This window comes from Pseudomonas sp. FGI182 (assembly GCF_000511325.1).
Lineage (GTDB): Bacteria > Pseudomonadota > Gammaproteobacteria > Pseudomonadales > Pseudomonadaceae > Aquipseudomonas > Aquipseudomonas putida_Z.
Window position 1 is genome coordinate 4,361,047 of the sequence record NZ_CP007012.1, and the last position, 25,008, is coordinate 4,386,054.

A 25,008-nucleotide genomic window follows, 5' to 3' on the forward strand; every position below is an offset into this window, starting at 1 on the left:
TGTGCATCTCAAACCGCCTCGAGCTCTGCCATGAAGTCCTGGAGCTCATCCAGGTCTCCGTCGTTTCGGGTACCGAGACTGCCGACCTCTTGTGCAAAGGCCTGCAGGTTCTCTGTCTGGAACAACAACGCGAGTGGCAGGTTCGTACCCAGTTCGATCTGCAGTCGTGCTACCGCCTGGGTTGCCAGCAAGGAGTGGCCCCCCAGCTCGAAGAAGTTGTCGGTAAGAGATACGTTTTCCAGGCCAAGAACTTCAGCCCATACCGCTGCGATCCGCCGCTCAAGCTCCGTTTCCGGCGCCACATGGGCCGCCCGGCGCAGGTTGCCGTCAGGCTGTGGCAGGGCCTTGCGGTCCAGTTTGCCGTTCGGTGTCAGTGGCAGGCGTTCCAACAGCAACAGGTGCGCGGGCACCATGTAGTCCGGCAGGCTGGCCTTCAGCCTGGCGCGCAGGGTGTCAAGCAGCGCCGCCCGGGCTTCCTCGCTGGCAACCGACGCTGCATCGGCTGGCACCACGTAGCCCAGCAGTTGCTTGCCGCCCGGCGCATCCAGCGCCAGTACCACGGCTTCGCGGACTGCGTCCTGTTGTTGCAGGCGCGCCTCGATCTCGCCGAGTTCGATACGGAAGCCGCGAATCTTCACCTGATGGTCGATACGCCCGGCATATTCGATGACCCCGTCGGCGTCATAGCGCGCCAGGTCGCCGGTGCGATACAGGCGGCCACCCTGCCCACCGAACGGGTCGGGGATGAAGCGTTCGGCGGTAAGCCCAGGGCGCGCCAGGTAACCACGCGCCAGGCCCGCACCCGCCATGTACAGCTCCCCCACCACCCCTACCGGCAGCGGCGTTCCGGCCTCGCTCAACAGGTACACGGCACTGTTGGAAAGCGGCCGGCCGATATTGGCCTGGCCACCTTGGGTGCGCAGGGTGAAGGTCGAGTAGGTGGTATCCTCCGAAGGCCCGTACAGGTCGTATACCTTGAGCACATGGCCAGTGCCGTACAGCGCGTCGACCAGCCCCTGCTTGAGGGCCTCACCCGCCAGGTTGATGATGCGTACACCGGACGGCAGCTGGCCGGTTTCATGCAGCACCTTGATGGCCGATGGCACCGTGTTGACCAGGCGTACCTGGTCTTTGGCCGGCAGGTTTGGCAGCTCCAGGGCATTGGCCGCCAGTACCGCATAACCACCCGAGCCCAGGGTCACGAACAGCTCCCAGACCGACAGGTCGAAACAGATCGATGTGGACGCCAACACGCCACACAGGTCCTGCTGGCTGTACACCGACTGCGCCCAGCCGATCATTGCCACGGCATTGCGATGCTCGATCTGGACGCCCTTGGGTTTGCCGGTGGAGCCTGAGGTGTAGATGCAGTACGCCAGGTTGTCCGGCGTGCTCACGCACACCGGGTCGGCCGCTTCGTAGCCGTCGAGCAGCAATTGGTCCACCAGCAGCGTGCGCGCCTGGAAGCTGGCCGGCACACGCTCCAGCAGGTGCGACTGCGACAGCAGCAGGATCGACTGGCTGTCTTCGAGCATGTACACCAGGCGGTCCTGCGGGTAGCCAGGGTCGAGCGGCACGTAGGCGCCGCCCGCCTTGAGAATGGCCATCAGCGCGACCACCATGTCCAGGCCACGCTCCATGGCGACACCTACCAGCACCTCCGGGCCCACGCCAGCCTCGCGCAGTTTGTGGGCCAGCTGGTTGGCCCGCACATTGAGCGCGGCATACGTGAGCGTCTGCTCGCCGTGGATAAGTGCCACTGCACCTGGCGCAGCAACCACCTGCGCCTCGAACAGCTGATGGATACAGCGGTCGGCCGGGTAACTGGCCGCCGTGCGGTTCCAGTCCTGCACGATACGCTGATGCTGTGCGGCATCGAGCAGCGGCAGGTCGCCGAGTGCAGCACACGGGTCACTCACCAGCGCGTCAAGCAGCGTACCGAAGTGATGGGCCAGTTGCTCGATCGCCTCGCTGCTCCAGTGCGCACGGTCATGCCGGTACTGGATAGCCAGGCTGTCGCCAAGGCTCACCAGCACGGTCAGCGGATAGTTGGTCTGCTCGCGCACCTGCACTGGGCCAAACTGCAAGCCACTCGGTGCACCCTGCCGAAGGGCCTCGGACACCGGGTAACTTTCGAACACCACCAGGCTGTCGAACAGGGCTTCACCGCCAAGCCCGGCCCAGCGCTGCACATCGTACAGCGGCGTATGTTCGTATTCACGCATGGCCAGGTTGCTGGCCTGCACCTGCCCGATCCATTGCGCGACGCTCTGTTCTCCTTGCGGTGTACCAACCACCGGCAGGGTGTTGATGAACAAGCCAATCTGCGCCTCCACGCCCGCCAGCTCCGCTGGCCGGCCGGCGACCGTGGCCCCGAAGCAGACCGACGACTGCCCGGTATAGCGCTGCAACAGCAACAGCCAGGTAGCCTGTACCAAGGTGTTGACGGTGACACGCTGGGCACGGGCAAAGGCTTCAACCCGATCGGTACGCCCTGCATCGAATGCCTGGTGATGAACGTGATGGCCATGGCCATCAGGCTCACCATTGCGCACGGCCTGGGCCAGACGCGTCGGCTCGTTGAAGCTGGCCATCTGGCCCTGCCAGAACCGCTCTGCCGCCGCCCCATCCTGGCGCTGCAACCAGGCGATGTAGTCACGGTAGCTGCCCGCCGCTGCCACCACAGGTTTACCGGCATGACGCTGCAACACCTCACCCAGCAACTGCGAGGTGCTCCAGCCATCCATCAGGATGTGATGGCAGGTGAAGATCAGGTGATGACGTGCCTGCGCCGTACGCACCAGCACCAGGCGCAACAAGGGTGCCTCGACCAGGTCGAAGCCACGCTGCCGGTCGGCATCCGCCAGGCTGTCCAGCGCCCGCGCCAGCTCATCCTCGGCACGCCAGTCATATTCGCTGAACGGCAGTGTCACCTGCTTGCGCACGACCTGCACCGCCTGGCCCAGGTCCCCCTGCCAGATGAAGCTGCTGCGCAGGATTTCGTGGGCCTGCAAGGCAGCATCCCAGGCCTGCCGGAAGGCTTGTACATCCAGGCCATCCACATCCACGCGCATCTGGTTGATGTAGTTGCCGCTGCCTTGCTCGTAGATGCTGTGGAACAGCATGCCCTGCTGCATCGGCGACAGCGGGTAGACGTCGGCGATCTGCGCCACGGCAACCGGCAGCTGGTCGAGCTGCGCCTGGGTCAGGTCGGCCAACGGGAAGTCGGACGGGGTCAGGCCGCGATGTCCACCCTCACAGCAATGCTCGATGATTTCAGCCAAGGCCCGCTGGTAAGCCTGGGCCAGCTGCTCGATGGTTTCGCGGCGATGAATGTCCTGGCTGAAGGTCCACTCCAGGCGTAGCTCGCCGCCATATACCTGACCGTTGACGGTCAACAGGCTGGCCAACGGTGCTTCGGCATCCTGCCTGGCGCCATCGTTCTCCTTGGCGGGGGTGAACAGACCTGCTTCGCCATCGAAGCTGCCGTCGAACTGCCCGAGGTAGTTGAAGACGATCTGGCCTTCAGGCAATGCTGCAAGGGCCTCGCGGCTCGCGGCATCACCGAGGTAGCGCAGCACGCCATAGCCCAGGCCTTTGTCAGGCACGGCGCGCAGCTGTTCCTTGATGGTCTTGATCGAACTTGCCAGGTCTGCCTGCGGGCTCAACTTTACCGGGTACAGGCTGGTGAACCAGCCCACCGTACGCGTCAGGTCGATACCCGCGAACAGGTCTTCACGGCCATGCCCTTCCAGGCGCACCAGCACTTCGGGCTGGCCGCTCCAGCGGCCAACTGCTTGCGCCAGGGCCGTCAGCAGCAGGTCGTTGATCTGCGTGCGATAAGCCACCGGGCAATCCTGCAACAGCCGTCGGGTGCTTGCCACGTCGAGGCGCGTGCTGACCGAAGCCGCATGCTTCAGTTGCCGGCTGCCTTGCGGGTTGTCGCAGGGCAGCATTTCGCTGACCCCTTGCAACTGCCCCTGCCAGTAGCCCAGTTGCTGTTGCAATGCGGGCGCGGCGGCATAGGTTTGCAAACGCTCGGCCCAGGCTTTGTACGAAGTGGTCTTGGCCGGAAGCTGCAGTGGCTGCCCGGCAGCCAGGGTCTGGTAGGCCTGCTGCAGGTCCTCCAGCAGCACACGCCACGACACACCGTCTACCGCCAGGTGATGGATGACCAAAAGCAGCCGCTGGCTACCGTCAGGCAGCGCAGCGAGCATGGCACGCATCAACGGCCCATGCTCGAGGTCAAGGCTGCGCTGGGCTTCACTGGCGGCTTGCTGCAACTGCTCGACGCTGGCGAAATCGCGATGCCACAGCAACTGGGAGTAGCCTGCATCGGCAAATTCAGCCTGCCAGCCCACCCCATGGCCGAACACGCGCAAACGCAGGGCATCGTGATGTTCGAGCAATGCCTGCAATGCCGCATCGAGCGTCGCCGGGTCCAGCGCTTCACCGGGCGTGAGCAGCACCGACTGGTTCCAGTGATGGCGCACGACAATGGGCTGCTCGAAGAACCAGTGCTGGATCGGCGTGAGCGGCGTCACGCCCGTTACCGCACCCTGATCGATCGATACACTGTCGCCGCGGTTGGCGAGCCGGGCCAGTGCCTGCACCGTCTGGGCCTCGAACAGGTCCTTGGGCGTGAACTGGATATCCACCTGGCGCGCACGGCTGACCACCTGCAGCGAAATGATCGAATCGCCGCCCAGCTCGAAGAAGTTGTCGGTCAGGCCGACCTTCTCCAGCTTCAGCACATCCGCCCAGATCGCCGCGATCTGCTGCTCCAGATCGCTCTGCGGCGCGATGTACTCGCCCTGCGACTGGCTGGCATCCGGCTGCGGCAGGGCCTTGCGGTCCAGCTTGCCGTTCGGCGTCACCGGCAGTTTGCCGAGCAGCAGCAGGTGCGCCGGCACCATGTAGCCCGGCAAACCGGCCTTGAGTGCTTCGCGCAGGCTGTCGCGCAATGCACCTTCGTCTTGCGAGCTGTCGGCAGGCACCACATAACCCACCAACTGCTTGCCGCTTGGCCCGTCCTGGGCCAGCACCACCGCTTCCTGCACGCTCGGCAGCTCCAGCAGGCGCGCCTCGATCTCGCCCAGTTCGATGCGCAGGCCGCGGATCTTCACCTGGTGGTCGATGCGCCCGGCGTAGTCGATCAGGCCATCAGCGCGGTAGCGTGCCAGGTCGCCAGTACGGTACAGGCGCCCACCGTTGTCGCTGAACGGGTCCGGCACGAAGCGCTCGGCGGTCAGCGCCGGGCGCTGGTGGTACCCACGCGCCAGGCCTACGCCGCCGAGGTACAGCTCGCCGGCACTGCCGCGCACGGCCGGTTGCAGGCTGCCTTCGAGGATGTGGGTCTTGAGGTTGTCGATCGGCTGGCCGATCGGCACGCTGATGCTTTCGTCCGGCTGGCAGGTCCAGTGGGTCACGTCGATCGCCGCTTCGGTCGGGCCGTACAGGTTGTACAGGCCCGCCGCCGGCAGGCGTTGCAGGGTCTGGCGGGCCAGTTCGGCCGGCAACGCCTCACCGCTGCACACCACGCGCTTGAGGCTGACGCAGCTCTCGACCGCTTCGTGGGTCATGAACGCCTGCAGCATCGACGGCACGAAGTGCAGCGTGCTGATGCCGTAATGGTTGATGGTTTCGACCAGCAGCTGCGGGTCGCGGTGTGCGCCCGGCTGGGCCACGACCAGGCGCGCGCCGGTCATCAGCGGCCAGAAGAACTCCCACACCGACACGTCGAAGCTGAACGGGGTTTTCTGCAGCACGCTGTCGCCGGCGTCCAGCCCGTAGGCTTTCTGCATCCACCACAGGCGGTTGACCAGCGCCTGATGGCTGTTGCCAGCGCCTTTCGGGCGACCGGTGGAGCCGGAGGTGTAGATCACGTAGGCGAGGTTCAGCGGGGCCACGTCGATGTTCGGGTTGGCATCGCTGTAGCCGTCGAAGTTCTCGGTATCCAGGTCCAGGCTGCGCAGGCCGGCCGGGATCGGCAAGGCTTCGTGCAGGTGCGACTGGGTCAGCAGCGAGGCGATGCCGCTGTCCTCGAACATGTAGCTCAGGCGGTCCTGGGGATATTCCGGGTCCAGCGGCACATAAGCGCCACCGGCCTTCACGATACCCAGCAGGCCGACGACCATCTCCAGGCTGCGCTCCATGGCGATGCCCACCAGCACGTCCGGGCCCACGCCCTGCTCGCGCAGCTTGTGCGCCAGCTGGTTGCTACGACGGTTGAGCTCGGCATAGCTCAGGCTCTGCTCGCCAAAGGCCAGCGCCGGGGCATCCGGGGTGGCGAACACCTGGGCCTCAATCAGCTGGTGGATGCTGCGCTCGTCCGGGTACGTCGCCTGGGTTTCGTTCCAGCCTTCGACCATCTGTTGCTGTTCTGGCAAGCCCAGCATTGGCAGCTCGCCAATCACCGCGTCAGCATTCTCCGTCAGCGCCTGCAGCAGGTTGGCAAAGTAGCCAGCCAGGCGGCCAATGCTCTCGTCGCTCCACAGCGCACGGTCATGGCTGTACTGCATCGACAGCGTGGTGCCCAGTTCCACCACCAGGGTCAGCGGGTAGTTGGTCTGCTCCTGCACGGCCACATCGCCGAAGCGCAGGCCACCGGGCGCGCCCTGTTGCAGCGCCTCGGCCACCGGGTAGTTCTCGAACACCAGGATGCTGTCGAACAAGGCGTCACCGCCCTGCCCCGCCCAGCGCTGCACATCGTACAGAGGGGTGTGCTCGAACTCGCGCACGGCCAGGTTGCCGGCCTGCACCTGGCCGATCCACTCGGCCACGGTCTGCTCGGCACGCGGGGTGCCGATCACCGGCAAGGTGTTGATGAACAGGCCGATCTGTTCCTCTACCCCCGGCAGGTCTGCCGGGCGGCCGGCGACCGTGGCGCCGAAGCACACGCTGGCCTGGCCGGTGCAGCGCTGCAACAGCAGCAGCCAGGCTGATTGCACCAAGGTGTTGACCGTGACCCGGTTGGCCCGGGCGAAGGCTTCGATGCGCGCGGTCTGCTCAGGGTCGAAGGCCAGGCGGTGGTCGCCATGACCGCTACCGCTTGCGCCTGCACTGCCGGCGATGGCCTGGGCCAGGCGGGTCGGCTCGTCCAGGGCCGCAAGCTGGGCTTTCCAGAAGGCTTCGGCAACGGCCGCGTCCTGGCCCTGCAGCCAGGCGATGTAGTCGCGGTAGTGCGTGGCCTGTGCCTGCGGCGCCAGGCCGGCATAGCGCTGCAGCACTTCGCCCAACAGGCGCGAGGTGCTCCAGCCGTCCATCAGGATGTGGTGGTTGGTGTAGATCAGGTGGTGACGGGTATCGCCCGTGCGTACCAGTACCAGGCGCAGCAGCGGCGCGGCAGCAAGGTCGAAACCGCGCTGGCGCTCACCCTCGGCCAGGGCCTGCAATGCCTGCTCCAGCGCCGGCTGGCCACGCCAGTCCTGCTCGCTGCACGGCAATTCGACGGCCTTGCGTACCACCTGTACAGCCTGCTCCAGCTCGCCTTGCAAGACGAAACCGCTGCGCAGGATGTCGTGGGCATCGAGCGTGGCCTGCCAGGCCTGCTGGAAACGCTGCACATCCAGCCCATCCACATCCACGCGCAGCTGGTTGATGTAGTTGCCGGCCTGCTGGTCGTAAAGGGTGTGGAACAACATGCCCTGCTGCATGGGTGATAGCGGGTACACATCGGCGATCTGCCTGGCCTCCAGCGGCAGGCTGTCCAGTTGCGCCTGGGTCAGCGCGGCCAGCGGGAAGTCCGACGGCGTCACGCCCTGGTGCCGCGCATCGCAGCAGTGCTCGACCAGCTCTGCCAAGGCCTGCCCGTAGGCCTGGGCCAGCTTCTCGATGGTGGCCGGGTGATGAACATCGGCGCTGTAGGTCCACTCCAGGAACAGCTCGCCGCCGTACACCTGGCCGGTGATGCTCAGCCAGTTGCCCAGTTGTGCGCCGACACATTGGGTACGGCCTGCGCTTTCCCCGCTCGGGGTGAACAGGGCGCCGGCCTCGGCATCGAAGCTGGCATCGAACTGGCCCAGGTAGTTGAAGGTGACACGGGCCTGGGCGGCACGCTCGAGCCGGTCACGCACTTCAGCATCGCCGAAGTAACGCAGCAAGCCGTAGCCGAGGCCTTTGTCCGGCACGCCGCGCAGTTGCTCCTTGATCGCCTTGATCGACTGGCCAAGGTCCTGGCCGGGTGTGAGGCGCACCGGGAACAGGCTGGTGAACCAGCCCACGGTGCGGCTGAGGTCGAGGTCGTCGAACAGGTCTTCGCGGCCATGGCCCTCCAGCAGTACCTGCACGTTGTCCTGTGCGCTCCACTGGCACAGGGTGCGCGCCAGCGCGGTCAGCAGCAGGTCGTTGATCTGCGTGCGGTAGGCCGCCGGGGCCTGCTTCAGCAGCTTGGCGGTGCGCTCGGCATCCAGCCGTGTGGCGGCGGTACGAGCATGGGTGTTGGCCAGGCTGCCCTGCGTGTTGTCACGCGGCAGTTCGGCGTGGTCGCCGGCCAGTGCCTGCAGCCAGTAGTCGCGCTGTGCTTGCAGCGTCGGGCTGCCGGCATGGCTGGCCAGGCGCTCGGCCCAGGTCTTCACCGAGGTGGTCTTGGCGGGCAGGCTCACAGCCTGACCGTTCAGCAATTGCCGGTAGGCCGCTTGCAGGTCTTCCAGCAACACCCGCCACGACACACCGTCGACCACCAGGTGATGGACCACCAGCAGCAGGCGCTGCTGGCCATCGGCGAAATCGAACAGTTCGGCACGCAGCAGCGGCCCGTGCTCCAGGTTCAGGCTGGCCTGCACCTGGTTGCCGGCGGCGTCCAGCTCACTCAGTGCGGCCAGGTTGCGCTGGCGCAGCAGTGGTGCATTGTCCAGCGGCTGGAAGCGCGCCTGCCACTGGCTTTCGCCACGGCTGAAGCGCAGGCGCAGGGCATCGTGCTGCTCGACCACGGCGCGCAGGGCTGCCTGCAGATGTTGCACCTGCACCGGGCTGGCCGGCTTGAGCAGCACCGACTGGTTCCAATGCGCCGGCTGGGCGATCTCCATCTCGAAGAAACGCGCCTGGGCCGGCAGCAACGCCACCTCGCCGCTGGTGGCGGTGTCCACGGCTGCGGTCGCAACCGCTTGCTTGGCCTCGATGCGCTTGGCTACCTGGGCCAGCTGGGCGATGGTCTGTTGTTCGAACAACTGCTTGGGGGTGATCCTGATGCCCTGGCGTTTGGCCCGGGCGATGATCTGCAGGCTGAGGATCGAGTCGCCGCCCAGTTCGAAGAAGTTGTCGGTGCTGCCGACCTGCTCCAGCTTGAGCACATCGGCCCACACTGCAGCCAGCTTCTCCTCGATATCGCCTTGCGGCGCCACATAGCCACGGCTGACCGCGCCCGGTGCCGGCAAGGCACGCTTGTCGAGCTTGCCGTTGGCGGTCAGTGGCAGGCGCTCCAGCAGCAGTATCTGCGCCGGCACCATGTAGTCCGGCAGGCGTGCCTGCAATTGCGTCTGCAGTTGCTGCACGGTCACGCCTGCGTCGGCAACACCGTAGGCCACCAGCTGCAAGCGCTCGGCATCGCCCTCCAGTGGCAAGGCCAGTACCACGGCCTCGTTGACACCGGGCAGGCCGGCTAGCACCCGGCCGACTTCACCTGGCTCCACGCGATAGCCACGAATCTTCACCTGGTCGTCGGCACGGCCGATGAACTCGACCAGGCCATCGGCAGTCAGCCGCGCGCGGTCGCCGGTGCGGTACAGGCGGGCACCACCCTCGGTCGGCACGAAGCGTTCGGCGGTCAACGCTGGCTGGCCCAGGTAGCCCTGGGCGACGCCTTGACCGCCCAGGTAAAGCTCACCGGGCACCTGCGCCGCCAACGGGTTGAGGTAGCCATCCAGCACCTGGGCGCAGGCGTTGCCCAGCGGGCGCCCGACCGGCACCGTGCGGCAACCTGGCAGCGGCTGCCCCGGCTCGAAGGTGAGCACGCCGACAGTGGTTTCGGTCGGGCCGTAATGGTTGATGACCCGGCAGGCCGGGCGCAGTTCGCGGATTTTTTCCAACAGGCCCCAGCTGCATGCCTCACCACCCAGGATCAATGCCTCGGCGGGCAGCACATCGGCGGCGCGGGCCGCTTGCAACAAGCCTTGCAGGTGGCTCGGCACCAGTTTGAGCACGCCGACCTGGTGCTGCGCCATGTAGCTGGCGAAGCCATCCGGGTCGAACGCCAGTTCCTGTGGCAACAGGTGCAGCAGGCGGCCCGAGGCCAAGGCACCGAACAGCACGGTGTGGCCCAGGTCGGCCGCGGTGGTGGACACCATCGCCATGCTCGCTGCGGCCGGCAGTTGCAGGCGCTCCAGCACCGCCTGGGTGTAGCTGGCCAGCGCCCCGTGGCTGACTACCACGCCTTTCGGCTGGCCGGTCGAGCCCGAGGTGTAGATCAGATAGGCCGGTTGTTCGGCGGCGATAGCCACCTCGACCGGGCTGTCGCTGCAGGTTGCCCAGGCGGTGTGATCGCAGGCAATCAGCTGCACGCCGTCCAGGCCGGCGAAGCGCTGGTCGCCCGGCTCATGCAGGAGTATGGCGGCGCCACTGTCGGCAATCAGTTGTTGCAGGCGCTCCTGCGGCTGCTGGGTGTCCAGCGGCAGGTAGGCGGCGCCGGTCTTGAGCACTGCGAGCAAGGCGCCGACCCACTCGATGGAGCGCGGCAGGCACAGGGCGACGATGCTGCCGGCACCGACGCCGTACTGGCGCAGGTAGTCGGCCAGGCGGTTGGACGCCGCCTCCAGCCCGGCCTGGGTCATGAACCGGTCACCGGCGCGCACACCGCCGTGGGCCTGGCCTTGCGCCATTGCCTGGCGCCACAAAGCGAGGAAGTTGCCGTGCGGGTAGGCCTGCGTGGCCGCCGGCAGCAGCGTCGCCACTTGCGGGCTGTCGACGATCGCCTGCTGCGGGTCACGGATCAGCGCATCCAGCACCTGGCGCAGCGAAGCGGCCATGCGTTCGATGGTGGCCTGCTCGAACAGGTCGGTGGCGTAGGTGAAGTAGCCTTCGATGCCGTCGGCCTTGTCGGAGAAGTCGAACGCCAGGTCGAAGCGGGCATCGCCGCCGTCACGGGCAAAGCCTTCCACCTCCAGCGCGCCCAGGCGCTTGCGCCCTGCATCGCTGGCGGCCACGTGCTGGTTGATCTTGAACTGGAACAGCGGGTTGTGGGCCAGGTTGCGCTCGGGCAGCAAGGCATCGACCAAGTGCTCGAACGGCAGTTCCTGGTGCGACTGGGCGCCGCCGATCACGTCTTTTACCTGCTCCAGCAGCACGGCGAAGGTGGCGCGCTCGTCCACCTGCACGCGCAGCACCTGGGTGTTAATGAAGAAGCCGATCAGGCCTTCCAGCTCCTTGCGGTTGCGCCCGGCGTTCGGGGCGCCGATGCGGATGTCGGCCTGGCCGCTGTAGCGCGACAGCACCACCGCCATGGCCGCCAGTACTAGCACGAACAACGTGTGGCCACCCTTGCGCGCCTGGCTACGCAAGGCCTCGGTCTGTTCAGCGCCGATATCCACGCGCACCACCGCGCCACGCTGGCTGGGCGTGGCCGGGCGCTCGAAGTCCAGCGGCAGGCTCAGCACCGGCTGCTCGTCGCCCAACTGGGCCTGCCAGTAGGCCAGCTGGCGCTGCGCTTCACCGGCCTCGAGCCAGGCGCGCTGCCAGATGGCGTAGTCGGCGTACTGGATCGGCAACGCCGGCAACTCGGCCTGCCGGCCTTCGGCCAGGGCGCTGTACAGCTGGATGAATTCCTGCACCAGCACATCGCTGGACCAGCCGTCAGAGATGATGTGGTGCATGCTCAGCGCCAGCACGTGGTGATCGGCGGCCACGCGCAGCAGGGTCACCCGCAGCAGCGGGCCGGCCAGCAGGTCGAAGGGCTGCTTGAGGGCGGCGTCCACGGCCACGCTCAGCGCTGCCTCGTCGGCGGCACCGTCGGACATCACCCGTTCCAGCGCCAGCGGGCAGTGCTCGAGGATTTCCTGGTAGAACTCGCCCTCCTCCGAGGAGAAGCGCGTGCGCAGCGATTCGTGGCGTTGCACCAGCGCATCCAGCGCCTGCTGCAGCACCGCCTGGTCCAGCGCGCCCTTCAGGCGTACCGCCATCGGCACGTTGTAGGCCGGGCTGTCGGGCTCCAGCTGCCAGAGAAACAGCAGGCGTTGCTGGGCGTACGACAGCGGAATGCGCGCCAAGCCCTGGCGCGCGGGCACGATGGGCAGCAGGCGGAAGCTCTGCCCGGTGGCCTGCATCTTTTCCAGGATCTGCTGGCGTTGCTCCACGGGGAGGCCAACGAAACGTTGGGCGATGCGTTGTGCGGCAGTGAGTTCCATGTCAGGCCTCTGTGAATGCATTCATCATTTGTTCGATATCGCTCAGGCCATCGTCGGAGAGCGACAGGCCCTGCTCGTCCAGTGCCTGGGCGAACGCGCGTAGTTCGGGGTGGCTGAAGATCAGCCGCAGGGGTATGTCCAGCCCCAGCTCGACGTTGATCCGCGACACTGCCTGGGCCGCCAGCAAGGAGTGGCCGCCCAGCTCGAAGAAGTTGTCGCTCAGGCCGACCCGGGCAACGTTCAGCAACTGTGCCCAGATGTTCGCCAGCTGCTGCTGCCGCTCGGTCTGCGGCGCCTGATATTCATGCTGTGGCTGGTTCGGGTCTGGCAGTGGCAGGGCCTTGCGGTCGAGTTTGCCGCTGGGGGTCAGCGGCATGCTCGGCAGGGTCACCAGGTAGGCCGGGATCATGTAGTCCGGCAGGCTGGCCTTGAGGTACTGCTTCAGGGCCTGGCGCAGATCGCCGCGGTAACCTTCGGCCGGCACCGCATAGGCGCACAGCTGCTTGCCACTGGGCAGGTCGATGGCCAGCACGGTGGCTTCACGAACGTCCGGGTGCGCCCGCAGGTACTGCTCGATCTCGCCCAGCTCGATACGGAAGCCGCGCACCTTCACCTGGTGGTCGACCCGGCCGCGATAGGCCAGCTGGCCGTTTTCGTCGTAGCAGCCGAGGTCGCCGGTGCGGTACAGGCGGCCACCGCCAACCGGGTCGAACGGGTCGGGGATGAAACGCTCGGCGGTGAGTGACGGACGCTGGTGATAACCGCGAGCCAGGCACCCTGCCCCACCGATGAACAGCTCGCCGGGCACGCCCACCGGTGTCGGCGCCAGGCCATCGTCCAGGGCATGCAGGGTACGCCCCGGCAAGGCACGGCCGATCGGCACACCGCCCTGGCTGATCTGCTCCACGGTCATCTGCGAGCAGTCGTAGGTGGTGGCGACCACGGTGGCTTCGGTCGGGCCGTAGGTGTTCAGCAGGCGCACCGCTGGCGGGCCGTCGGCCAGCCAGGCGCGCAGGGCATCTTCCGGCACCGCCTCCCCCCCCACGTGAATCTGCTTCAGCCGGCCATAGGCCTCGGGGGCGCGGCGCTCCAGCGCCAGCAGGCGCCAGTAGGCCGCCGGCAGGTCGGCCACGGTCACGCCGTGGCGGTTGATCTCGTCCAGCAGGGTGGCGGTGTCCCACAGCCGCAGGTCGCGCAGCACCACACAGGCGCCCTGGGCCAGCGGCGGGAAGAACTGCTCGATGAAGCCGTCGAAGCTGATGGTGGCGAACTGCAGCACGCGATCGCCCGGGGTGAGGCGCGAATAGTCGCCGGCCACCTGGCAGAACAGCGACAGGGCATGGTGGTCGATGGCCACGCCCTTGGGCATGCCGGTGGAGCCGGAGGTGTAGATGACGTAGGCGAGGTTGTGCGGCGCCGCCAGGTTGGCCAGCGGTTCGGCGGGCCAGGCGTGCAGCCACTCGGTGCCGGGCTCCAGTACCACGCAGGGCAGTTGCTTGCCCAGTTGCAGGCGCTCACGCGAGGGCGCGTCGGCCAGCAGCAGGCCGATATTGCTGTCCTCGACCATGTAGGCCAGCCGTTCTTGCGGGTAGTCCGGGTCCAGCGGCACATAGGCGCCACCCGCCTTGTGAATGGCGATCAGCGCCAGGGCCATGCCCAGGCCGCGCTCGACAGCCACGCCAACCAGGCAGTCCGGCCCCACGCCCAGCGCCCGCAGGCGGTGGGCCAACTGGTTGCTGCTGCGGTCCAGTTCGGCGTAGGTCATCTGCTGGTCGTCGAAGATCAGCGCCAGCGCATCCGGCCGCTCGTGGGCCTGGAGTGACAGCAGTTGGTGCGCACACAAGCCGCTGCCAGCCTGGGGCGCCGGGTTCCAGCCGTGGGTCAGCTGCTGGCGTTCGGCACTGCCAAGGAAGTCCAGCTCGGCAATGCAGCGCTGTGGCTCGGCGCAGATGGCTTCCAGCAGTGCTTGCCAATGCCCGGCCATGCGCTCGATACGTGCGGCATCGAACAGGTCGGTGGAATAGTTGAACGAGGCAGTAACGCCGTCGGAGCGCTCCAGGGTATTGAGCGAAATGTCGTACTGCGCGCCCGGCTCCAGCAGGTCCACTTCCTTGACCTGCAGGCCGTGCAGGGCATCGCTGGACACCTGCTCGCCAAGGTCGCGCAGGTGGTTGTACAGCACCTGGAAGAACGGGTTCACACCTTGGCCACGGTCGGGGTACAGCGCCTCGGCTACCTCGAGGAACGGCACGTCCTTGTTGGCCTGGGCCTGCAAGGTGGTTTCCTTGATTGCCGCCAGCAACTGCGCGAAAGGCTGGCTGCCATCGACACTGATACGGGCCACCACCACGTTGATGAAGAAGCCGATCAGCCCTTCCAGCTCCAGGCGGTTGCGGTTGGTGACCGGCACGCCGATGTTGAGCGTACCCTTGCGGCTGTAGCGCGACAGCACGATGGCATAGGCCGCCAGGAACACATGGAACAGCGTGGCGTTGGATGCCACCGCCAGTGCCCGCAGGCGCTCGGTGAGGGCCTGTGGCAGGCGCACGTCGAAGCGGCTGCCCTGGTAGCTTTTGACCTGCGGGCGAATGCGGTCGGCAGGCAGTTCCAGCACTTCGAAGTCGTCTTCCAGGCGGGCCTTCCAGTAGTCGATCTGCGCCTGCATCTGCCCCTCGGCCAGCCACTTGCGCTGCCAGGCGGCGAAGTCGGCGTACTGCACCGGCAGTGGCTCGATGGTTTGCGCCTGGCCCGTGGCGGCGGCGTTGTAGGCGGCGGCGAACTCGCGCACCAGCAGGCTCATCGACCAGCCATCGGAGACGATATGGTGCAAGGTCAGCGACAGCAGGTGCTCCTGCGCATGCACCTTGAACAGCCGTGCGCGCAGCAGCGGGCCGTGCTCCAGGTCGAACGGGACGAAGGCTTCGGCTTCCAGCTTGCGCATCTGCGCGGCGTGGTCCTGGCCGCTGAGGTCTTCGAAACCGATCGGTACCGTGGCGGCCGGCAGGATGCGCTGCCAGGGCAGGCCGTCGGCCTCGACGAACACCGTGCGCAACGATTCGTGGCGGGTTACCAAGGCATCCAGCGCAGCCTGCACGGCGCAGTGGTCGAGGTGGCCCTGCATGCGCACGGCCATCGGCGTGTTGTAGGCCAGGCTTTGGGGGTTGAGCTTCCAGAACAGCCACTGGCGGTTTTGCGAGCGGGACACCGGCAGCGGTTGCTGGCGATCGAGGATCTCGATGTCCAGGCCTGCGCCCTGCTCGCCTTCGGCCACTGCCTGGGCAAAGGCCTGCAGGTCGACGGTGTCGAACAGGCTGCGCAGCGGAATATCCACGCCCAGCTGCTTGCGTATCCGCGATACCGCCTGGGTGGCCAGCAGCGAATGGCCGCCAAGGGCAAAAAAGTTGTCACCCAGGCCTACCTGCGGTACTTGCAGGACTTGCGCCCAGATCTGCGCCAATTGCGTTTGCAGCGGGGTCTGCGGCGCTTGATAGGCCACCTGGGTGGCGACGGGCTCCGGCAGCGCCTTGACATCGACCTTGCCGTTGACCGTGACCGGCAGGTGCTCCAGCACTATCAGGTGGGTCGGCACCATGTGCTCGGGCAGCAGGTTCTTGAGGCTGGCGCGGATCGATTCCTGCCAGGCCAGGCTGTCGGCCGGCATCTGGCTGGGCACCAGCCAGGCAGCCAGTTGCAGTTGCGGCGCCTGGCCATGCACGCGCACCAGGGCATTGGCGACACCGCCCAGAGCACGCAGCTGGTTTTCGATTTCGGCCAGTTCCACGCGATAGCCGCGGACCTTCACCTGGCCATCCATGCGCCCGGCGAACTGCAGGTCGCTGCCTTGACGAACCCAGTCACCGCTGCGGTACAGGCGTTGGCCGTGGCTGCCGCTCGGGTCGGGGACGAAGCGCTCGGCTGTGAGTGCCGGGCGGTTCAGGTAGCCACGGGCCAGGCCAGCGCCACCGATGTACAGCTCGCCCTTGGCTTTGGCCGGCAGGGGTTGCAGGCAGCGGTCGAGCACCGCGACGCGGGTGTTGGCCAGGGGCTGGCCGAGGCTGGCCTGCCCGTTCAGTTCGGCGACCAGCACACCGACGGTGGTTTCGGTCGGGCCGTAGTGGTTGAACACCTTGAGCGCCGGGGCCAGGTTGCGGATCTTGCCCAGCAGGCTCGGGCTGATGGCCTCGCCGCCGAGCACCAGGCACTGTGCCGGCAGCGCCGAGCGGCCAGCCACCAACATGGCCTCCAGGTGCGACGGTACAATCTTCAGCGCGTCTACCTGGTGCTCGGCCAGGTAGGCCGCAAAGCCTTCGGCATCCAGCACCTGCTCGCGTAGCAGCAAATGCAGGGTATGGCCGCCGCACAAGGCACCGAACAGCATGGTGTGGCCGAGGTCGGCAGCCGGGGTCGAGACCTGGGCCATGCTGCGGATACGCTCGAGCGGCAGGCGCGCGGCGATGCCTTCGACGTAGTTGGCCAGGGCGCCGTGGCTGATCGCCACGCCTTTGGGCTGGCCGGTGGTGCCGGAGGTGTAGATCACGTAGGCCAGGTTGGCCGGCGTCGGGGCGATGCGGGCGGCGCTACCGTTGTAGGTTTGCGCCCAGTCCAGGCGCTGCACGCCCTCGGGCAGTTCGGCCTGCCAGTTACCGGGCGCCAGTACCAGGCGCGTGCCGCTGTCGGCAAGCATGTAGGCCAAGCGTTCGGCCGGCTGCTCGGGCTCCAGTGGCAGGTAGGCGCCACCGGCCTTGAGCACGCCGAGGATACTGGCGAGCATGCCGACACTGCGGTCGGCCAGCACGCCGACCAGTGTGTCCGGCCCTGCTCCGGCTTCCACCAGCCGGCCTGCAATGGCCTCGGCGCGGGCATCGAGTTCGGCGAAGCTGGCCTGCTCGCCCGCAGCCATCACCGCCGTGCGTTCGGGGTGGCGGCTGGCGGTGGCGGCAAAGCGCTGGTGAACCAGCAGCGTTGCGTCAGCCTGCGCAGGCGCGCCAATGGCAGGGGCCAGGCCTGGCAATGGCAGCTCCCCGACTGCGCCACCCGCTTCGTCGGCCAATGCCTGCACCAGGGCCAGCCACTGCTCGCCAAGGGCTTCGACGGTGGCCGTATCGAACACGTCGGTCGCATAGGTGAACGCTGCGTGCAGCTGCCCCGCTCGCTCATGGGTGTCCAGCGCGAGGTCGAAGCGGGCGCTGTGCTTTGCCAGCACGACAGGCGCCAGGCTCAGGCCGGAGCGGGTCTCGATGGCCTGCACATCCGCCACCTGCGCCTGGTGGTTGAACAACACGCGGAACAGCGGGCTCTCGCTGCTGCGCGGCAGGTCCAGGGCTTCGACCAGTTGCTCGAACGGCAGGTCCTGGTGGCTTTGCGCGCCTACGGCGGTTTCGCGCACGCGCTGGAGCAGGCCGGTGATGTCCAGCAGTGGGTCGATTTCGGTGTGCAGTACCTGGGTATTGATGAAGCAGCCGATCAGCCCTTGGCTTTCGCCGCGGTTGCGGTTGGCGATGGGCACGCCGACACGGATCGCCGACTGACCGCTGTAGCGCTGCAGCAGCAGCTTGAAGGCGGCCAGCAGGACCATGAACAGGGTGACGTTATGCTTGCGTGCCAGGCCGCGCAGCCGTTCGGCTACATCTGTAGCGACAGGGAACTCGTGACGTGCGCCGCGATAGCTGGGGCGGCCCTGGCGGCTGCGGTCCAGTGGCAGCTCCAGCGGCGAGTGGTCGTCGCCCAGGCGCGCCTGCCAGTAGGCCAGCTGGCGCTCCTGCTCACCGGCCTGGAGCCAGCTGCGCTGCCACAGGGCGTAGTCGCGGTACTGGATCGGCAGGGGTTCCAGGCGGGCTTCGCTGCCGGCCACGGCGGCGTCGTACAGGTGCAGGAATTCGTCGATCAGCACGTTCATCGACCAGCCGTCGGCGACGATGTGGTGCAGGGTCAGCAGCAGGATGTGCTCCTGTGCCGCCAGTTGCAGCAGGCGCACCCGCAACAGCGGGCCGCTGGCCAGGTCGAAGGGGGCAAGGGCTTCGGCTTCGGCGATGGTTTCGATGGCGGCCTGACGGGCGCCTTCGTCCAGGCCGGCCAGGGCATCCTGGTGCAGCTGCAACGGGGCAGCGCTGGCATCGACCTGCTGGCGCACGTCATCGCCGTCGGCGACGAAGCGGGTGCGCAGGGTTTCGTGGCGGGCCACCAGGGCATCGAAGGCGTGCTGCAGGGCTGCCAGGTCCAGCGGGCCAGTCAGGCGCACGGCCATGGGCAGGTTGTACGCCGCACCTTGCGGGTCGAGCTGCCAGAGGAACCACATGCGCCGCTGGGCGTACGACAGCTGATCACGCTCGGCCACCTCCACCCCGGGCGCAATCGGCAGCACGGAAAAATCCATGCCCTCGCCCTGCAGCGCCTTGAGGAACAGGCGGCGCTTGTCGGGGCTGAGTTCGATGAAGCGGCGGGCGAGCTTGAGCGTTTGGTCGGCATTCATGTCGAGCGGTGTCCTGGCAGTCGAGCGGTAACTGTCAGACGAAGGTGTGGGGGGTTGATTTAGTGGCGCCGACCTTAGGCCCAGCACCATCCCTGTGGGAGCGGGCGTGCCCGCGAATCAAGCGACGGGGTGGCTGGCACCGGCTGTGCCGGTGTTCGCGGGTAAACCCGCTCCCACACCGACCGCGCAGGTTTCAAGGTCTCTGAGCAAGGCCATAACCGCTACAGGAATGGCGCCAGCCAGGACGGGACGCTACCCCCGTGGGAGATTGCCCAGCCCTTTTGGGCTGCGCTGTCGCGCAGAGAACAAATATCGCTCGCCTGACGCGTCCGTTGTAGGAGCAGCCTTGTGCTGCGAAGAGGCCGGTACAAGCAACAGACAGGCTTTGTCAGTACCGGCCTCTTCGCAGCACAAGGCTGCTCCTACAGAACCTCGCCAAACCAATGAGTCATGTGTTGTTCTATGAGAGCGGGCATGCCCGCGAAGAGGCCGGCATTGCCATCAATGAAATAACGTAGTCCAAATCTCTATTCCTTGTAGGACCCTTCCTAAACCCCCACCACCCCGAAAATACCCGCCAACCGCCTGCTAGGTTCCTGGCTTCCACCTGAAAAAGAGGCGAGCCATGAGCATGCGCATGAACATCTTCGGCCGATACCAAGGCCTGGACGGCGACGAAACCACCACAGGCGCCATCTGCATTGCCAGCCAAGCCAGGGGCCGTGTGCATGGCCGCAACTGGCTACTTCAAGGCGACCCGACCACACCCTGCCCGCTATGTGGACAAGCGGGCACCATCGTCGAGGGCGAAGTCCGCTGGCGACAGGATGGTATTCCCACGGCTCTGGACGGAGCACTAGTGCAATGCGGGTGCCCACAGGGCAGCAATCGCCTGGTTGCAAGTGGGTACGCACCTCCGGCTTCGCGCGGGGCACCCGCATCTGAGCCTGTTCGTGAGGCACCAGCACACGCCCAGACGGGTAACACAATAAGAAGTACCTATCAGCCTGAGGTGGTTCAGCCCTCGCCCACTCCTCAAGGCATGGAGCCCGGCTTCTACATCGTTCCGCGCTGCATGTCATACGAGGAAGTCCTGGCAGAGCTGGGCGCGCCGCAGGCCAACCTGCCTCGGTCAATTCTGGAGCGGCTGAACCCGACGTATCAGCAGGGGTTCAAGGCGGGCGAGATCTTTGTCATTGGCGATGGTTACAGTCGCCCGACCTGCACCCGTGAAGAGCAATATGCGATGAGTGCGGCCAAACAGGCGCGAGAGGACTTGGCAAATCTCACGCCGGAAGAAGCTGACTTCATGATGCGTCACTTGCCTGAAATAGCAGGTTTGTTGAGCAGTACCAGCTTGGCAATGGGAGTGAGCGGCGCCATGATGGCTCAGGCGCTAGATGATCTTAGCGCGACGTTGCGCAAGATCGAAGAGCTGCATCAGCATCAGTTTTCCAAGCATGGACATCTACGTAGTCCGGAGTTTTTTGCTGAACGTAGAAAGCTACTCGGACAATTGGATGCGCAACTGAAGATGGGCTTTCTTAACAAGCACATGAACCTCGGAAGCCATGACAGATTACGGGGCGACTTAGGCATTTCCTCAAAAAGCCTAGTACATCACTGGAGCAAGGCTGGAGCACCCGGAGGCATCCCTGGATATTCAACGCATCTGGACAAGTTGACACGCTTATCTAACCACCTAAAAAAAGGTGGATATGTAGGTCTGGCAATCGGTGGTGGATCGTCTTGGCTGAAAACTCAAGAAGTATGTAGATCAGGCAATTCTCAATCATGCAGAAAAATAAGATTCACTGAGGTAGGCAACTTTTCAGGAGGACTAGCAGTAGGTGCCGCTGCGGGAGTAGCTGGAAAAGCGATAGCAGGCTTTGCCTGCGTGAGCCTTGGGCCCATAAGTGGAGCAGCATGCGCCATTGCAGTCGTAGGCGCTAGTTCGTACGCCGGGAGCGTAGCTGGCATGAGCATGGGCGAGTACATAGGGGAAGAGCTCTATGAATTAACCGAACATGAATGAATTTCTGGAGTCTCTCTGGGGTTTGGGATTTCTGGCCATGCCTTTCGCACTCTCTTTAGCAGGACTGTCAATGACAGCGCAACTCGCTTACCTGCCTAACTACCGGAATATCCAACACGCTTTGAGTAGAAGTGAATGTTTGAAACGAGCTACGCACTGGTGGGGAGAACGTAGTTTTTATTCAAGGGTATCAGTCGTAGCCACACTGAGCGGAATCGCGCTAGACCCCGAATTCTTCTTGAAAAGAGGACTTCTCGATCAAAATGATGCTTCTAGTTTTCCAACCAACTTAAAAACCAAAATGCGTATTGCATTCTGTTTATTGCTAGCAGCATTTGCCTGGGCAGTGTTAGCCGCCGTACTGATCAAACTGAAGCGCATGCAATTCTGGAGTTAACTCGACCGAAGCATAGCCCATGGGAGAGGCCGAGTGCTGCAAGGGAACATACAGCAGCGATAGACAGCTGTATGTTCCCTTGCAGCACCAAGGCTCTGTGTAAAAAGTCTTGAGACGAAGGTAAGGCAAAGCAAGCACAGCCGAGGAACGGACTGGTGCAGTCATAGGGGCATTGCCACAACAAAACATGTAGTCCAAATCCCTATTCCTTGTAGGCCCCTTCCTAAATCCCTTCCACCCCGAAAATACCCGCCAACAGCCTGCTAGGTTCCTGGCTTCCACCTTAAAAAGAGGCGAGCCATGAGCATGCGCATGAACATCTTCGGCCGATACCAAGGCCTGGACGGTGACGAAACCACCACAGGCGCCATCTGCATTGCCAGCCAAGCCAGGGGCCGTGTGCATGGCCGCAACTGGCTGCTTCAAGGCGAGCCGACTACACCCTGCCCGCTATGTGGACAAGCGGGCACCATCGTCGAGGGCATTGCAGGCATGGGCGGCGGCGAAGAATTAGGTGAAGTAATCTTCGAGGCCTTTCAAGATGATTGATCATCTGGACATAAAATTAAGGCTATTTATAGTAGCCTCACCTTTCTGCCTCGGCTTGACCGCACTTGCAATGGACTTTCACATTGCAATTTCTCAGCAATATAAACAAATGGTCACAGCACTTCACCGAAGCCCATGTCTTTCATACGCCATAACCCTTTGGGGAGAGAAAGGCATACGTTCAAGAATGCTGGTGATTTTCATGGTAGCAGGCGCCATCACTTTCCCAATTTCAAGTATTCGCAGAGGCCTACTTGACAAAGAAGATTATGAGCAATTCCCCAAGCCATTGAAAACCAAAATAGTTATCGCATCATGGTTAAGCACAACCGGATTCACTTGGCTAGTCATAAACCACTTCATTATTTAGCCACAACAGAGACAACGCAATGCACCATCTGAGAGTTCGCCAAACAATAGGCAGTCAATGTATGCGAAGGTGATGCGTGCGGGCTGCAAAACTCACAAATAACTTGGGCAAATGTTATGTGGTTAATTGCTTGCTGGATGCCTATGGCCGCGCTCTTTGGATTCTTGTCAGGTTACGCACCATTCACGAAATAACTCGATCAGCCAGACATTGCCTGCTGGAACCTGCCCCAGAGGAACCCATTCCCACAGGAGTTGTGCATACCCTGAGGCATGCACAATCCCTGTAGGAGCGGCTTTAGCCGCGAAAGGGCCAGCCCAGCCAATACAAGGATCAGCGCATCAAACCCAACTCGGCATCATCCAACAACGCCTTGGCCATGGCTGCAAAGTAATGCGATGCCCAGAGCATCTGCTGATCGCCATCCATCAAACCGGTCAGTGATAAGTCGCGTGCATAGCCCATCAACTCCGAGGCTTGCTCGCGGGCGCTGCGGCAGGGGATGCCCTCAGCGATACGGAACAGCGGATGGGTTTGGCCTTCGCCTTGGTAGAAGTAGGTAACGCCGGGGGTGGTTTTGGTTTCGTCGGTCATGGAATGGTCATCATATGAGTTATGTGCCACCCGTCCGTTTCCACACATTGGGGTGACAGCTGCACACGGGGTGGAAAACCAGGCATATGATGAACCCGGTAGGCCCGAAGGCCTCCCGCGTACAGCTGTCGTGTCAACAATCATCATATGTCTTGCCGGGTTTCCACACCCGATCGCTGAACCGTCAGCGACGGGCAAAGCCTAGAGTGCGGGATTTGCAGGAACAATCAGACGCGTGTCGACAGAGGTTGTAGGGTATTTCGCAGGGGGTGGAGTTGCCAGTCCCGAGGCGTAGGAAGAGTCTGGGATTTTTGTAGGCTGCAGGAGGCATGTCTGGGGAATGCATCTGGGCTGACAGGCGTTCGCCATGACAGGTTCAGCGCCTATGAGATCGAGCGCCGCCCGCGCGGCGCTTCGCAGCACAAGGCTGCTCCTACATCTGTTTCGGGCCAGTTATTCCTGCGATACAAGCACGCGGCCCCTTGGCGTTCACCTCGATATCGTGTCAGAAAAACAAGGCGGTCGCGTGCACTGGCACAGGCGTTACTGGTCCGAAACAGATGTAGGAGCAGCCTTGTGCTGCGAAGCGCCGCGCGGGCGGCGCTCGATCTCACAGGCGCTGCAAAACCCAAGGCATACACCTGTCAGCCCAACCCCTCGCTATACCCCTGCGCCATCGCCACCACCACCTTGCGCTTGCCGGTAAACGGCGACCGCGCATGCGCCGCGAGCATGTTATCCAGCATCAGCACATCGTTCTCCAGCCAAGGGAAGCTGATGGTGCATTCATCCAGCACCCCGCGCACTTCATCGAGCAGCGAATCCTCGATGGTCGTACCGTCGCCGTAGTACACGTTACGCGGCAGGTCCTCTTCCTCGACGATGTCCATCAACGACTCGCGCACTTCTGGCTGCAGGTTCGACACATGGAACAGGTGCGCCTGGTTGAACCACACGTCATCCCCGGTCACCGGGTGGCGCGCCACCACCTGGCAGCGCTGGCGGGTGCGCAATTCGCCGTCATCCTTCCAGATGCACTCGATGGCATGCGCCCGGCAATAGGCCTCGACCTGGCGCGGGTCTTCAGTGTTGAACACCTGCGACCATTCCACATCAAGGCCGTTGCCGTAGTTGCGCACGTACATCAGCCCCTTCTCCACCAGCCGCTCACGAATGCGCGCCGGCATGCGCCGGTACACCTCGCGGCTGTCGGCAATCGGCGTCTCGCCACCGGTCTCGGCGGGGATCACGCTGTAGAACCAGATCTTCATCGGCCATTCCAGGGTGTAGGCCTGCTCGTTGTGCAGGGGGATGCTCTGGTGCGCCGGGTACTCGGTGGAGGTGTACACGCCCTTGGTCACGTTGCTGCGCGGGGTGGAGCCAAACTCGTAGTTGAGCAGCGGGTGACCGAAAGAAGCGGCGAACTGGCGGAAAGCTTCGGCACCACCCACCTCGAAGCCGCGAAACAGGATGCCGCCAGCCTGCAGCAGGTGCCGGTCCACCAGCGGCTGCAACTCGGCAAAGGCTTCCAGCAGGTCGATACCCGGCTCCGGCGCGCGCACCAGCAGTGGCAGGTTGCCGCGTGCGGCGTCCAGGGGTTCGATCGCAAAGCTCAGCAGTTCACTCATGTCCGGTCACCTCAGGCCAGGGCCGCATAGGCGGCGAAATCGGGATGTGCGCCATGTCGGCGCCTGACTGAATGAACGAGCGGGCGATGGGGAAATTCACCTGGGCCGCACACACAGGTAAAGCCGGCGCGCGCCGGTTCGTCTGAACGATGTGCACCCTTCTATCGCCCAGGAACCGTACATGACTCGCCAGCTTCTGCTCCTCGCCCTGCTCGCCGTGGCCCCTGCCGCGTGGTCGGCAGAGCCATGCGCCGTGGAAATCCATGGCACCGACCAGATGACCTTCGACAAGGCCGCCATCACCGTGCCCAAGGCCTGCGCCGTGTTCACCGTCACGCTCACCCACCCTGGCGACATGCCGAAGAACGTGATGGGCCACAACTGGGTGCTGAGTACCCAGGCCGACATGCAAGGCGTGCTCGACGACGGCCAGAAAGCCGGCGAGGCACTGGACTACGTGAAGCCCGGCGACACCCGGGTTATCGCCCACACCCGCCTGATCGGCGGCGGTGAAACAGACAGCATCAGCCTCGACGTCCGGTCGCTGAAGGCAGGTACCGCGTACAGCTTCTACTGCTCGTTCCCGTTCCACGGCACCTTGATGAAAGGCTCCCTGACCCTAGGCAGCTGA

The 25,008-nt window shown here is 64.6% G+C and carries 9 protein-coding genes; 5 read left to right on the forward strand and 4 right to left on the reverse strand.

Going from position 1 to position 25,008, the window contains the following annotated elements; all coding sequences use genetic code 11:
- Positions 1 to 8: 8 nt before the first annotated feature.
- On the reverse strand, positions 9 to 12,335 hold the full coding sequence (locus tag C163_RS19210; protein WP_025340195.1) for a non-ribosomal peptide synthetase: 12,327 nt from the start codon (positions 12,333 to 12,335) through the stop codon (positions 9 to 11).
- A gap of 1 nt (position 12,336) precedes the next feature.
- A complete protein-coding gene (locus C163_RS19215; protein WP_025340196.1) occupies positions 12,337 to 18,804 on the reverse strand; it encodes a non-ribosomal peptide synthetase in 6,468 nt (2,155 codons plus the stop codon).
- Between the two features lie 625 nt (positions 18,805 to 19,429).
- Here C163_RS19215 and C163_RS19220 point away from each other — a divergent pair.
- From C163_RS19220 to C163_RS26725, 4 genes are all read left to right on the forward strand, one after another.
- On the forward strand, positions 19,430 to 20,839 hold the full coding sequence (locus tag C163_RS19220; protein ID WP_025340197.1) for a PAAR domain-containing protein: 1,410 nt from the start codon (positions 19,430 to 19,432) through the stop codon (positions 20,837 to 20,839).
- Positions 20,832 to 21,236 (forward strand): hypothetical protein, encoded by a 405-nt coding sequence (locus tag C163_RS27235; protein WP_144084442.1) that lies wholly within the window; start codon positions 20,832 to 20,834, stop codon positions 21,234 to 21,236. Before C163_RS19220 ends, C163_RS27235 begins: the two co-directional genes overlap by 8 nt.
- 300 nt (positions 21,237 to 21,536) lie before the next feature.
- Complete coding sequence (locus C163_RS19225) at positions 21,537 to 21,785, forward strand: hypothetical protein (RefSeq protein WP_025340198.1); 249 nt, start codon at positions 21,537 to 21,539, stop codon at positions 21,783 to 21,785.
- Complete coding sequence (locus tag C163_RS26725; RefSeq protein ID WP_081742305.1) at positions 21,778 to 22,155, forward strand: hypothetical protein; 378 nt, start codon at positions 21,778 to 21,780, stop codon at positions 22,153 to 22,155. Before C163_RS19225 ends, C163_RS26725 begins: the two co-directional genes overlap by 8 nt.
- A 333-nt stretch (positions 22,156 to 22,488) precedes the next feature.
- On the opposite strand, the gene C163_RS19230 is transcribed toward C163_RS26725, so the two are convergent.
- Together C163_RS19230 and C163_RS19235 are read right to left on the reverse strand one after the other, a co-directional pair.
- Positions 22,489 to 22,749, reverse strand: coding sequence for a DUF3077 domain-containing protein (locus C163_RS19230; RefSeq protein ID WP_025340199.1), 261 nt, complete (start codon positions 22,747 to 22,749; stop codon positions 22,489 to 22,491).
- A 644-nt stretch (positions 22,750 to 23,393) separates the two neighbouring features.
- Positions 23,394 to 24,377 carry a TauD/TfdA family dioxygenase gene (locus C163_RS19235; protein ID WP_025340200.1) on the reverse strand — a complete coding sequence of 328 codons (984 nt, stop codon included), beginning with the start codon at positions 24,375 to 24,377 and terminating at the stop codon, positions 23,394 to 23,396.
- A 181-nt stretch (positions 24,378 to 24,558) separates the two neighbouring features.
- Here C163_RS19235 and azu point away from each other — a divergent pair, with 181 nt between their 5' ends.
- The gene (gene azu, locus C163_RS19240; RefSeq protein WP_025340201.1) at positions 24,559 to 25,008 is read left to right on the forward strand and encodes an azurin; all 450 of its coding nucleotides are present in this window, start codon (positions 24,559 to 24,561) and stop codon (positions 25,006 to 25,008) included.

Coding starts and splice junctions, on each gene's coding strand:
- C163_RS19210 (WP_025340195.1), bottom strand. CDS start 12,335: ATGGAACTCACTGCCGCACAACGCATCGCCCAACGTTTCGTTGGCCTC.
- C163_RS19215 (WP_025340196.1), bottom strand. CDS start 18,804: ATGAATGCCGACCAAACGCTCAAGCTCGCCCGCCGCTTCATCGAACTC.
- C163_RS19220 (WP_025340197.1), top strand. CDS start 19,430: ATGAGCATGCGCATGAACATCTTCGGCCGATACCAAGGCCTGGACGGC.
- C163_RS27235 (WP_144084442.1), top strand. CDS start 20,832: ATGAATGAATTTCTGGAGTCTCTCTGGGGTTTGGGATTTCTGGCCATG.
- C163_RS19225 (WP_025340198.1), top strand. CDS start 21,537: ATGAGCATGCGCATGAACATCTTCGGCCGATACCAAGGCCTGGACGGT.
- C163_RS26725 (WP_081742305.1), top strand. CDS start 21,778: ATGATTGATCATCTGGACATAAAATTAAGGCTATTTATAGTAGCCTCA.
- C163_RS19230 (WP_025340199.1), bottom strand. CDS start 22,749: ATGACCGACGAAACCAAAACCACCCCCGGCGTTACCTACTTCTACCAA.
- C163_RS19235 (WP_025340200.1), bottom strand. CDS start 24,377: ATGAGTGAACTGCTGAGCTTTGCGATCGAACCCCTGGACGCCGCACGC.
- azu (WP_025340201.1), top strand. CDS start 24,559: ATGACTCGCCAGCTTCTGCTCCTCGCCCTGCTCGCCGTGGCCCCTGCC.